This window comes from Amycolatopsis kentuckyensis (assembly GCF_041679295.1).
Taxonomy (GTDB): Bacteria; Actinomycetota; Actinomycetes; order Mycobacteriales; family Pseudonocardiaceae; genus Amycolatopsis; species Amycolatopsis kentuckyensis_A.
In genome coordinates this window covers 376,617-388,406 of record NZ_JBGDMD010000011.1, presented here as the reverse complement: position 1 = coordinate 388,406, position 11,790 = coordinate 376,617, and the positions used below count along the sequence as shown (strand labels likewise).

At 72.6% G+C, this 11,790-nt stretch carries 12 protein-coding genes; 6 read left to right on the top strand and 6 right to left on the bottom strand.

All coding sequences use genetic code 11. The features are described 5' to 3' along the window. Positions 1-19: 19 nt before the first annotated feature. The gene (locus tag ACERZO_RS40015; protein WP_372671219.1) at positions 20-367 is read right to left on the bottom strand and encodes a UBP-type zinc finger domain-containing protein; all 348 of its coding nucleotides are present in this window, start codon (positions 365-367) and stop codon (positions 20-22) included. Between the two features lie 201 nt (positions 368-568). Beyond that, positions 569-1,024, bottom strand: a complete 456-nt coding sequence (locus ACERZO_RS40010; RefSeq protein WP_372671218.1) for a VOC family protein — start codon at positions 1,022-1,024, stop codon at positions 569-571. A gap of 93 nt (positions 1,025-1,117) precedes the next feature. On the opposite strand from ACERZO_RS40010, the gene ACERZO_RS40005 reads away from it, so the two are divergent. Then, positions 1,118-2,071 carry a helix-turn-helix transcriptional regulator gene (locus tag ACERZO_RS40005; RefSeq protein ID WP_372671234.1) on the top strand — a complete coding sequence of 318 codons (954 nt, stop codon included), beginning with the start codon at positions 1,118-1,120 and terminating at the stop codon, positions 2,069-2,071. Here the strand turns inward: ACERZO_RS40005 and ACERZO_RS40000 are convergent, their stop codons facing one another. After that, entirely contained in the window at positions 2,072-2,962 is an 891-nt protein-coding gene (locus ACERZO_RS40000) for a MurR/RpiR family transcriptional regulator (RefSeq protein ID WP_372671217.1), read from the bottom strand. It abuts the gene before it with no gap. 72 nt (positions 2,963-3,034) lie between these two features. Between ACERZO_RS40000 and ACERZO_RS39995 the strand changes: the two genes are divergently transcribed. Genes ACERZO_RS39995 through ACERZO_RS39980 form a run of 4 tightly spaced genes read left to right on the top strand, consistent with a single transcriptional unit; the run spans position 3,035 to position 6,656 of the window. Then, positions 3,035-3,931 carry a transporter substrate-binding domain-containing protein gene (locus tag ACERZO_RS39995; RefSeq protein ID WP_372671216.1) on the top strand — a complete coding sequence of 299 codons (897 nt, stop codon included), beginning with the start codon at positions 3,035-3,037 and terminating at the stop codon, positions 3,929-3,931. Further along, positions 3,928-4,749: an amino acid ABC transporter permease gene (locus tag ACERZO_RS39990; RefSeq protein WP_372671215.1), complete on the top strand. Its 822-nt coding sequence runs from the start codon at positions 3,928-3,930 to the stop codon at positions 4,747-4,749. The genes ACERZO_RS39995 and ACERZO_RS39990 overlap by 4 nt, the downstream gene beginning before the upstream one ends. Next, positions 4,746-5,510: an amino acid ABC transporter ATP-binding protein gene (locus ACERZO_RS39985; protein WP_372671214.1), complete on the top strand. Its 765-nt coding sequence runs from the start codon at positions 4,746-4,748 to the stop codon at positions 5,508-5,510. The genes ACERZO_RS39990 and ACERZO_RS39985 overlap by 4 nt, the downstream gene beginning before the upstream one ends. After that, on the top strand, positions 5,511-6,656 hold the full coding sequence (locus ACERZO_RS39980; RefSeq protein ID WP_372671213.1) for an NAD(P)/FAD-dependent oxidoreductase: 1,146 nt from the start codon (positions 5,511-5,513) through the stop codon (positions 6,654-6,656). Here the strand turns inward: ACERZO_RS39980 and ACERZO_RS39975 are convergent. From ACERZO_RS39975 to ACERZO_RS39965, 3 genes are all read right to left on the bottom strand, one after another. After that, positions 6,645-7,973, bottom strand: a complete 1,329-nt coding sequence (locus tag ACERZO_RS39975) for a glycoside hydrolase family 6 protein (RefSeq protein WP_372671233.1) — start codon at positions 7,971-7,973, stop codon at positions 6,645-6,647. The two genes, ACERZO_RS39980 and ACERZO_RS39975, sit on opposite strands and share 12 nt — an antisense overlap. 151 nt (positions 7,974-8,124) lie before the next feature. Then, positions 8,125-8,727 carry a TetR/AcrR family transcriptional regulator gene (locus ACERZO_RS39970; protein ID WP_372671212.1) on the bottom strand — a complete coding sequence of 201 codons (603 nt, stop codon included), beginning with the start codon at positions 8,725-8,727 and terminating at the stop codon, positions 8,125-8,127. Positions 8,728-8,736: 9 nt separating this feature from the next. Then, positions 8,737-9,594, bottom strand: coding sequence for an oxidoreductase (locus ACERZO_RS39965; RefSeq protein WP_372671211.1), 858 nt, complete (start codon positions 9,592-9,594; stop codon positions 8,737-8,739). 274 nt (positions 9,595-9,868) lie between these two features. On the opposite strand from ACERZO_RS39965, the gene ACERZO_RS39960 reads away from it, so the two are divergent. Continuing rightward, complete coding sequence (locus ACERZO_RS39960) at positions 9,869-11,770, top strand: hypothetical protein (protein WP_372671210.1); 1,902 nt, start codon at positions 9,869-9,871, stop codon at positions 11,768-11,770. The last annotated feature ends 20 nt before the right edge of the window (positions 11,771-11,790 follow it).

Here is an 11,790-nt window from a genome sequence, read left to right as displayed (position 1 = left end):
GGGGGGAACCGCCGCACTGCTAGTGGACGTGCGTGCGCCAGTCGTCCGGCACGCGGCCCTCGGGGCCCGGCACCGGCTGCGTCTCCGGGCGGTGCTCCGGCGGTGCCAGCGCGGGACCGTCGTACGCCTCGCCCGTCTCGAAGCTGTAGAACCAGTCCTCGCCCGGTTCGAAACTCCGGATGAACGGGTGCCCGGTCGCCTTGTAGTGCGCCGTCGCGTGCTGGGCGGGCGAGGTGTCGCAGCAGCCGATGTGGCCGCACTGGGCGCAGCGTCGCAGGTGCACCCACCAGCCCTCGGCGGCGAGGCATTCCGCGCAGCCGGTCCCGCTCGGCACTGCGGTGACGTCGATACCCTCGATTTCGGCCATGCCGACAGTCTGCCCCGTGCCGCGCCGGCGTGCATCAGCCCCCGGCGCGGCGCAGGTGCGGCGGCTCGTAGGCCACGTCGATCGGGCCGAGAGCCGTCTCCTTGCGGTAGCGGCCGGAGAACAACCCCATCGACAACCGGCAAGGCGATTCCGGTGGTCGGGCGCGGTGGGGTGCGCGACGCACCCCACCGCGCGAACGGGTCAGCCCTGGGCGACGTCGATGACCCACGTGACGCCGAACCGGTCGGCGAGCATGCCGAACGCGGGCGCCCACGGGGCCGGTCCGAACTCCTCGATGACCGTCGCTCCTTCGGCGAGTCCCTTCCACAGCGGCGCGACCTCCTCTACGGAAGACCCGCGGACCGAGAGGAAGAACGGCTCCTTCGTGATCGTGGTGCCGTTCTCGCGGCGGGTCGTGGGTGCGGCCGGGGTGGCCGGTCCGTCGGTGCCGGGGACGTCGTAGGCCAGCACCCGGAAGCCGTTGTCCGCGGTGACCTGACCGAAGACCACCTTGCCCGCGTCGGGGAGCTCGGCGGGCATCCCGAAGTCGCCGTAGGTGACGACCACGGCCTGGCCGCCGAAGACCGACGCGTAGAACTCGAGGGCCGCGCGGGCCTGGCCGGTGAAGTTGAGGTGGGCGGCAGTGGTGAGAGACATGGGGTTCCTTTGCGAGTGGTGTTCTCCGACGAGAGCCACCGTGTCAGCAGTAGCGGTCAGGGAACGTCCGCTTCTCGTGGCATCATGAAAACCGTGCCGACCGCCTCCTCGACGGCGACCTCGAGTCGCCTGCTCTCGCTGCTGTCCCTGCTGCAGGTGCGCCGGGACTGGCCGGGCGCGCTGCTCGCCGGCCGGCTCGGCGTCAGCGAGCGGACCGTGCGCCGCGACGTCGACCGGCTGCGCGAGCTCGGCTACCCCGTCCAGGCGGTCAAGGGGCCCGACGGCGGCTACCGGCTCGAAGCCGGCCGGCAGATGCCGCCGCTGCTGTTCGACGAAGAGCAGGCGGTCGCGCTCGCGGTGGCGCTGCGGATCGCGGTCGGGACCGGCGCGGGCATCGAGGAGGCCGCCGCCCGGGCCTTGGCCACGGTCCGCCAGGTGATGCCGGCCCGGCTGCGGCAGCGCGTCGACCAGCTCGAAATCACCGCGGCCGCGCGGGACACGCAGGTCGGCACGGACGTCCTGCTCGCGCTCAGCTCGGCGATCCGGGCGACCGAGGAAGTGCGGTTCGACTACGGGGACCCGCCCCGCCGGCGCCAGGTGCGGCCGCACCACCTGGTCGTCCGCAACGGCCGCTGGTACCTGGTCGGCTGGGACGCCGCCCGCGACGACTGGCGGACCTACCGCGTCGACCGGCTGGAACTGCGCGTGCCGAACGGACCCCGGTTCACCCCGCGGGAGGTGCCGGGCGGGGACGTCGCCACGTTCCTCGCCGCGCGGTTCAAGGGCTCCGCCGGCTCCGACGCGTGGCCGTGCCAGGGCGAAGTGGTCCTCGACCTGCCGCTCGCCGAGGTCGCGCCGTTCGCCGGCGACGGCGTCGCCGAGGAGATCGCGCCGGGGAAGACGCGGCTGCGCACCGGGTCCTGGTCGTGGGCGGCGCTGGCCGCGGGGCTGCTGCGGTTCGACGCCGACCTCGACGTGGTCGGTCCGCCGGAGCTGCGGACGGCCTTCGCCGACCTGGCCGCGCGAGCCACCCGCGCGGCCGGGTAGTCAGCTGCTGGGCAGGGGGAACTTCGCCGGGGTCAGGGGCACGTCGAGGCTGCCTTCGACGAGTTCCGTGCGCAGCCGGTTGGTCGTCTTCCAGCCGTTCAGCGCCCGGTCGGTGTCCGTCGCCGAAACCGCCAGCAGCAACGCGTCCACGAGCAGCAGCTGCGCGACGAGGTTGCTGGGCAACAGGTTCTCCGTCGACGGCGTGACGAGCACCGTGCCGACCCGGTCGGCGAAGTGGCTGGCCAGCACCTCGGTGATCAGCACGATCGGGCAGCCGATCCGCAGCGCCTCGCTGATCGCCACGTCGTGCTCGCGCACGTGGCGCAGCGGGGCGACGAGCACCAGCGCCGAGCCGGCGTCCAGCTGGCTGAGCTCGTCGGCGAAGTTGTAGCCCGTCAGCCCGGTCGCGCCGGCCCGGCGGCCGATGCGCCGGAGGCCGAGTGCGAGCGAATCGGCCACGGGGTGCGCGGAGCCGTAGCCGACGACCAGGGTGTGCGTCGACGCGGCCAGGATCCGCGTCGCCGCGTCGAACGTCTCCGGCGGCACCGAACGCGGCACCGCGCGGACGAGCTCGGCGGCGTCCAGGCTGATCTTGGCCAGGAGCCGGCCGGTGTCGTCGGACTGCGTCAGGTGCTCGGCGAGCGTCTGTTCCGGGTCGCGGACGGGATTGAGCATGGCCGCGGCCGCGCGGCGCAGTTCGCCGAGCCCGCTGAAGCCCAGCTGCTTGACCGTGCGGATGACCGTCGCGTCGCTGACTTCCGCGCGGCGGGCGATCTCCTGGGCGGAGAAGACCGACGCCTCCGCCGGGTGCGCGGCGAAGAAGTCCACCACCCGGATCCCGCCGGCGCTCAGCTGCTCCCGAACCTGGGCGATGCGTTTCGTCAGGTCCATCTAGTGCTCACTAGACAATCGAGATTTCATGAAGTACACACTACATCACCCCGGACGGGTGGAGGTAGTGACATGAACCGAACAAGACGGCTGCTGGCCGCGGTCCTGATCCCGGCGCTGGCCGTGGCGGGCTGCGGGCTCGGCTCGGCGGGCACCGCCGACCCCGCGCTGGTGGCCCGCCCGCACGGCCGGTGCGACCCGGCCCTGACCACGGCGTTGCCGGCCCCGATCCGCCAGCGCGGCGCGTTCCGGGTCGCGATGGTGCCGGACACGCCGCCGATGGCGTACTACGCCGAAGACGACGCGACCATCGTCGGGTTCGACCGCGACCTGAGCCAGGCCATCGCCGACGTCTTCTGCGTCGGCACCGACCCGGTCCCGACGAACGTCGACGCGGTCGTGCCCGGCCTCGCCGCCGGGCGCTACGACCTCGTGCTCGCCTCGCTCAGCCCCACCGCGGAGCGGCGGAAGAAAGCCGACTTCGTCACCTACTACAACGGCGGCCAGGGCTTCCTCGCCAACCACCGCACGGACTTCCCGGTCGATTCCTATGTGGACTTGTGCGGCCACGCGGTCGGCGTGGTCGTCGGGTCGGTCCAGCAGGGCCAGCTGGACCAGGCGGCGGGCACCTGCGCCGCCGCGGGCCGGCCCGGCTGGCGGCTCAGCCTGTTCCCCAACGGCACCGCGGCGGTGCTCGCGCTGCGCAGCAGCCGCATCGACGTCCTGTACTTCTCGATCTCCCTGACGCAGTACGTCGCGAGCAAGTCGCCGGACCTGTTCCGCCTGGCGGGCCGGTACAAGCGGGCGATCGTGGCACTGGGCCTCAAGCGGGATTCGCCGCTGACCGGCGCCGTCCACGAGGCCGTGGACCGGCTGATGGCCGACGGCACCTACCGCACGATCCTGGCCAAGTGGGGCCTGCAGGAGAACCACCTCGACACCTCGGAAATCCTGAAAGGACAGTCATGAGCACGGTCTCCCTCGGCGGCGCGCCGCCCGCGCGGATCATCGGCCGGAAGAAGTACGGCACGTGGGTCGCCGGCCTGGTCGTCGCCGGGCTCGTCGCGCTGCTCCTCGGGTCGGCGTTCACGAACCGGAACTTCTCGTGGCCGGCGTTCGGGCACTACGTCTTCAGCCCGTCGATCCTGCTGGGGCTGGGGCACACCCTGGAACTGGCGGTGCTCTCGATGGCACTGTCCATAGTGGCCGGTGTCGGCCTGGCCATGATGCGCCAGTCGGCGAACCGGGTGCTCACCACGGTCGCCGGCGCGTACATCTGGGTCTTCCGCGCGACTCCGCTGCTGGTGTTGCTGCTCCTGTTGTACAACCTGGCCGCGCTGTACCCGAAGCTCTTCACGCTCGACACCAACTCCGTCGTCACGGTGGCGGGTGCCGCGATCATCGGGCTGACGCTGCACGAAGCGGCGTACTGCGCGGAGATCTTCCGCGCCGGGCTGATCTCCGTCGGCCGCGGCCAGCGTGAAGCGGCCGAAGCGCTGGGTATGCCGGGTGTGCTGGCGCTGCGCCGGATCGTGCTGCCGCAGGCCATGCGTGCCATCGTGCCGCCGCTGACCAACCAGTTCGTCAACGTCGTGAAGACGACGTCGATCGTCAGCGTCATCGCCATGCCGGAACTCCTCTACAGCGCGCAGATCATCTACGCGCGCACCTACGAGACGATCCCGCTGCTGCTGGTCGTGACGTTCTGGTACCTCGTCGTCACGGCGCTGCTGACCGTCGTCCAGCGTCGCGTCGAGCGTCACTTCGACCGCGGGGAGCTCCGATGACCGCCCCGGCCGTGGAAATCCGGCGGGTGCGCAAGTCCTACGGCGCCGCCGAAGTCCTGCGTGACGTCGACCTGGTCGTCGGGCGCGGCGAGGTCGTCTGCGTGATCGGCCCGTCGGGGTCCGGCAAGAGCACCCTGCTGCGCTGCATCAACAACCTGGAGCAGATCCAGGCGGGCACGATCCTCGTGGACGGCGGCCTGGTCGGCTACCGGCGCGCCGGCGCCGACCTCCAGCAGGCCACGCCGCGCCAGGCCCGCCGCGACCGGCGGGACATCGGGATGGTGTTCCAGCAGTTCAACCTGTTCTCCCACTTCACGGTGCTGCAGAACCTGATCGAGGCACCGGTCCGCGTCCTCGGCGTGCCGCGGCGCGAAGCCGTGCGGCACGCGGAGGAACTGCTCGCCAAGGTCGGGCTGGCCGACAAGCACGCGAGCTACCCGGCGCAGCTGTCCGGCGGGCAGCAGCAGCGCGTCGCCATCGCCCGCGCCCTGTGCATGCGGCCGAAGCTCATGCTGTTCGACGAACCCACCAGCGCGCTGGACCCCGAACTCGTGGGCGAGGTGCTCGACGTCCTGCGCGACCTGGCCCGCGACGACCTGACCATGGTCATCGTCACGCACGAAATGGGCTTCGCCCGGCAGGTCGCGGACACGATCGTCTTCATGGACCAGGGCCGGATCGTCGAACGGGGGCCGGCCGACCAGGTCCTCGACGCCCCGCGCGAGGTCCGCACCCGCCGATTCCTGGAAAGGGTCAGCTGAATGTCCGTCGAGTACGCCGTCATCGGCGGTGGCGCCATGGGGGCCGCCACCGCGTGGAACCTCGCCCGCCGCGGCGCGGAAGTCGTTCTCCTGGAAGCGGACGAGCTCGCGTCCGGCGCGTCGGGCGGCCCCGGGCGGCGCGGTGTGCGGGCCGGCGGCCGGGACCTCCGGGAACTCCCGCTGGCCCGCCGCGCCCTGGAGCTGTGGCCGGACTTGGACGCGCAGCTGGGGACGCCGACCGGGTACCGCCGCAACGGCTTGCTCACCGTCTACGACGTCGAGGTCGCCGGCGGGTCGGGCTGGCAGAGCCTGCCGGCGAGGGTGCAAGCCCAGCAGGCGGCCGGGATCCCGTGCCGCGTCGTCGATCGTGACGAGCTGGCGGAGCTGGAGCCGGGGCTGGCCGAGGACCTCCGGTTCGCGCTCCACACCCCCGAAGACGGCACCGCCGACCACCCGGCGACCACGCGGGCGTTCGCGAAGGCCGCCGAGCAGTGCGGAGCCCGCGTCCGCGAGCACACCGCGGTGACCGCGCTGGAGCCCCACCCGGACGGCTCGGTCGTCCTGCGCCTGGCCGGGGACGAGTCCCTGCGGGCCGGCCGCGGGGTGATCGTCGTGGCCAACCGGTCGACGCCGCGCCTGCTCGCGGACGCGTTCGGGCTGAGCCTTCCCTTGTGGGAGAAGGCCACCCAGGTCACGTTCGTCGCACCCCCGCCGGGGTTCTCGCTCGAGCACCAGATCGGCCACACGCGACGCTCGCTGTCGGTCAAGCTGACCGACGACGGCCGCGTGATGCTCTCCGGCGGCCGTCCCGGCGGCTGGGACCCGGTGCGTGGCGTCGGCACGCCCGATCCCGACGTCCTGCGCGCGAGCGTCGCCGACGCGGCCGCGACCATCCCGGCCCTGGCGGGCGCGCAGGTGCTCGCCGTGGACAACAGCCGCGCCGACACCAGCACGATCGACGGGATCCCGGTGCTCGACGCGGTGCCCGGCTTCGGTTCTGTGCTCGTCGGCACGGGCTGGAGCGGACACGGTTTCGCGCTCACGCCGGCGGTGGGGGAAGCCCTCGCGACGTGGGCGCTCGACCGTGTCCGCCCGGAACCGTTGCGGCCGTTCAGGTTCGCGCGGTTGGGGGTGTCAGCCGCATGACGTCCCGTTGAGCGTCGGCGCCTGGAACGGTGGCGTGCCGCCGGTGTAGCTCGCGTTGTAGCCGATCGTCGCGGTCGCGTTCGTGGCGAGGGAGCCGTTCCAGGACGCGTTGTCGACCTTGACGACGTCGCCGGTGTCGGTCCACGTGCCGTTCCAGCCCTGGCCGACGGTCACCCCGGGCGCGGAGAAGGTGAGCGTCCAGTGGTCGACCGGCGCGCCGCGGTTTTCGAGGACGATCTCGCCGGTGTACCCGGTCGACCACGTGCTGACCACCCGGTGCGTGACCTTGCAGCCGCCGGTCGGCTGCGGGGTGGTGCTGGTCGGCGTCGTGGGCGTGGTGCTGCTCGTCGGTGTGGTGGGGGTGGTGGTCGGGACCGGACCGGCGGCGACGGCGAGGTCGTAGGCCCGCTGCGGCACGAACTGGCCGGCGGTGGCGATGCAGCCGTCCGCTTCGCCCGGCGGCTTGACCCAGAGGTAGGCGGCGATCGCGCTGTCGCCGGTCTGGTCGGTGCTGGCGGTGCCGATCGCGCGCCCGGCCGGGTCGCACCACTCGCTGCCCGCCGGCCCGTTGCCGTTGCGGCTGGTGTCGATCACGCCTTTCAGCCGCGAGTCGCCGAGCTGGCCGAGGACCGCCTTGTCGTAGGCGACCTCGTCGCCGGTGGCGCGGTAGTTGGAGACGTTGGTGGAGATGCCGTCGGCGCTGTTCGAGATGTCGGCGGCCCGCAGCCGCGAGGCGGCGTCGCCGGGCGAAAGCCAGGCGGAGTGCCCGATGTCGAAGTACACCTTCGCCTGGGAAGAGCCGGCCTTGAGCCGCTTGCCGGCGTAGGCGATCGACGCCGTGGTCTGGCTCTGCTGGTCGCCGCTCTGGCAGTTCGTCATGAGCGCGAGCACGTCGGGTTCGAGCACGATGGCCGCGGGCCGCCCGGCGAGGCCGGCGGCGACCTGGTCGATCCAGGCCCGGTAGGCGTCGTGCGATGGCGCCCCGCCGCCGCTGGCCCCGCCGCAGTCGCGGTTGGGGATGTCGTAGACGACCAGGATGGGGATCTTCCCGGCGGCGGCCGCGGCCCCGGTGTAGGCGTCCACTTCGCCGCGCACGGCCGAGGTGTTGGTGGTGGTGAACCACCTGGCCTGGGGCACGGAGGCGATCCGGTCCCGGATGACGCCGGCGCGCGAGTCACCGGAGTTGGCGGCGACCCACTTGGCGGCGTTGGTCCCGGGATCGACGTAGAAGGCCGACCCGGCGGCTTCGGCGCCGGCCCAGGTCGTCAGTGCGACGACACTGCTCACCGCCAAGGCGGCGACCGCACCGGCGGCCACGGTTTTGCTTCGCATGCACGTTCTCCCTTGAACGACCGTGAAGTGTTCCGTCCTCGCCGCGCCCGAGACGACTGGGAGCGCTCCCAGTGATCCGGAATGGTAGCCGCGGATGTGGGGATGGGGAAGGGGTGCCGCCCGTTCGGCCGGGTGGTCAGCCCGCGGCGATGGTGCGGCGCCAGACTTCGGTGCACGTCTCCGCCGCGGCGTCGAGTTCGCCCGGCTCGCCGGCCCGCGACGCGTGGTAGAAGACGCGTTCGGTCATCCAGCACAACGCTTGCGCCAGCGCGGCCGGCTTCTCGCCCGCGGGCACGCCCGCCCGCCGCAGGACGGCGGTCATCGCCTCGGCGTAGCGCTCGACGGTGCCGTTCCACAGCCGGGCGATCTCCGGCACGGTGGGGGACAGCTCGACGGCCGCGCGCATCACGGGTCCGTGGGCCCGCCACATCTTCGCGGTGAGCAGCACGGCCGCCCGCGCCGTCTCGGCGGGCGCCGGACCGGTGTCCACGGAGGCGGCACCGGCGTCCCGGTCGAGGACGGCGACCGTGCGCGCGACGAGCGCGGTGAGCACGTCCTGTTTGGACCCGAAGTAGAAGTACAGCGAGGCGCGGGAAATACCCGCGCCCTTCGCGATGGTCTCCACGGTCATCGGCTCGACGTGCTCGCGCTCCAGCAGGGCTTCGGCGGTGTCGAGGATCGCCTGTTCCCGCAGGTCGCCCTTGCGCGGTGCGTCGCGCCGCTTGCGCGTGGTGGCCATGGCGCGATCCTAGTTCGCGGCGAGCTGGTGCCCGTCGGGGAAGTCCGTGGAGCGCGACAGTTCCGCCCACTTCTCGATGTCGGCGTCCACGGCGGACCGTCCCGCCGCGACCAGGCGCAGGGCGTCGGAGCCGAGCACCAGGTGCGTCGGCGGCTCGGCGGCGCCGACGACCGCGAGGAGCGCTTCGGCGGCCTTGGCGGGGTCGCCGAGCTGGTTGCCGCTGGCGGCTTGCCGGGCGTCGCGGATCGGGGCGAACAGCTCGTCGTAGTCGGCGATGGACCGGTCGGTGCGCACCATCGAGCGGCCGGCCCAGTCGGTGCGGAAGGAGCCGGGTTCGACGAGGGTGACGTGCACGCCGAACCCGGCGACCTCCTTGCCGACGGTTTCGAGCAGGCCTTCCACGGCGTACTTGCTGGCACAGTAGAAGGCGAGCCCCGGCACGGTCATCAGCCCGCCCATGGAGCTGACGGCGAAGATGTGCCCGGACCGCCGCTGCCGCATACCGGGCAGCACGGCTTGCACGGTCGCGGCGACGCCGAAGACGTTGGTGGCGAACTGCGCGCGCAGCTCGGCGAGCGGCGACTCTTCGAAGACGCCTTCGTGGCCGTAGCCGGCGTTGGCGACGAGCACGTCGATCGGCCCGACTTCGGCTTCGACCGCCTGGACGAGCGCGAACACGGCGTCGTCGTCGGTGACGTCGAGAAGCCGGGCGTGCGCGCGCCCGGGTGCGAGGGCTTCGAAAGCGCCGAGGTCGGTCTCCCGGCGCACGGTGCCGGCGACGGTGTGCCCGGCGTCGAGCGCACCCCGGGCGAAGGCCCGGCCGAGCCCGCTGCTGACACCGGTGATGAGAAAGGTCTTGGGGGACATCGGCTGCTCCTGTCCGGGGACGTCGTCGCCACGGACTCTACGCGGTGTCGACTAAAATCGACACTGTGTCGATAATCTCTCGGGGATGGCTGCTGGGTGCGGCCATCCGGCAGAACCGGTTACTCCGCGTGCGGCACGCTGCGGCATTCGGGTCGTTGCCGAGGCGTTCGGCTGACCTTCGGCCTTTTGTGACTTTCCGCGGTTTTCCCGCCGGATCGGAAACGATAAGGTGCCGGTCTTCGCAGGGGAGCGGCGAAGAGCACCGGGGGGATACATGTTCGTGGGCCGGACATCGGTTCTGGAGCTGATCGGCGGCCTGGTCGAACCGCGTGGCGAACACGATTCCGCCGCCCCGCGGCCGGTCGTCGTCCTGACGGGCTGCGGCGGATCCGGGCGGACCGCGATCCTCGAGGAGACGTTGCGGACGTGGCGGAAACGCACCGCGTCCGTGCTGGTCCAGCCGCTGGTGCTGGACGGCGACCGGACCTCGCTGCGGCCGTTGCTGACGTCGGTCATGCTCGGGCTGGGCGTCGGCGTTTCGGGTTATCCGGTCTCGTTTCCGCGCTCGGTGGTCGCGCAGCTCGCCCTCAGCGCGGATTTCGCCGGGCTGCCCGCGGGCGATCAGCGGATCCGGTTGCGAGAACGGCTCAACGACTACAAGCGCAAGCCCGCGCTCGACCGTTTCCTGAAAGCGCTGGCGCACGATTCTTTCGCGCTGGTGCACGTCCAGGTGCCGGGTCTGTCCGACCTGGTCCCGAAGCTGGCGGCCGAAGTCGCCGAGAGCGCCCTGAACCGGCTGTACCGCGGACGCGGCCTGACGCGGTTTTCCTGGGGCGACGCCGTGGACTGGTTCGGGCACCAGGACCAGGACTTCGCAGGCGACGCCGAGGTGACGCTGATCCAGCTCGGCGCCCGGGCGAAGAGCGCGGACCCGGTGGTCCGGCGCGGTGTCGACGACGTCCTGGTCGCCGCGTTCCTCGCGGACCTGCGCCGCAGCCACGCCCGCGTCCGCGGGCGGGTGCCGCAGATGCTCCTGCTGCTCGACGACGGCGACGTCCCGTCGGCGGTGACGTTCGTCCGCTCGCTGCTGCGCGTGCGCCAGGCGATCGCCGACAGCCGGCCGACCCCGGAGAACCGGCTGCCCGATCCGCTGGCCGTGGTCACGACCAGCGCGGGGCCCGCCGCGGCCGGTGCCACGCCGTGGCCGGGGACCGGGCCGGTGGCCGGGCCGCGGGTGCGGGTCGAGGTGGCCGACCTGACGTCCGCGGAGGTGCTCCAGCTGGCTCGCAGCCACGACTGGGCGACGTCGGAGCGCACCGGAACCGTGGCCGGCCGGCTCACCCACGGCCACGCTTTCGCCACCGAGTTCGTGCTGCGCCTGCTGGGGGACAACCCCGGCTCGGCGGACGACCTCGGCGCGCTCCTGGGCGGCCGCGAACCCGACGAAGACGTCCAGGTCGACCGGCACCTGCTGCGGATCTTCGTCCGCGGCCTCGATCCCCAGCGGAGGCCGGACGACGCCTCGGTCGAGGCGCTGATCACGCTGTCGGCCGCGCGGACCTGGCAGGAGGCCGGGGCGCTCGTTCCCCTGCTGCCACCGCCGTTCGGCCTCGGCTCGCCGCTCTACACCTCGCCGACGTTGTGGGCCGCTCCCGGCGGCGGTGAACGCCGGCTCCACCCGCTGGCCCGCTACCTCGGCCTGCGGGCGCTGGCGGTGCGCCCGGACCCGCAGACCGGCTGGGAAGGCGTTTTCCGCGTCCTGCGGGGAAAACTCCACCCCGACGACCGGGCCGGGCGGTGGCACCACGAGCGGATGCTGGGCGGCCGCGCGAAAGTCGCCGAGGAGCTGGCTGCCCTGCTGCCCGAACTGCCGGCCGCGCAGTGGCTGGCGCTGTTCGACGCCGTCGTCGCCACACCCGACCCGCGGGTGACCGACCTGGCGGAGCTGAAGGGCCTCGGCCGGCCGCCGACGCCGGCCGGCCACACCGACGCGCTGTTCGGCATCGTGCCCGCGCTGGAGCGCGACCCGTGCGTGACGCGTCCGGAAGACATCGCGGCCCTGCGGAAGCTGGCCTCCCACGGCTTCCTGCGGCTGGCCGAAACCGAAGGGGTGGCGGACAAGGAGCCGTTCCTCGACCGGGCCGGCCGCTACTCGGCCGACGGCAGCTGGTACTGACCCCTGTCCCGAAAGGACCG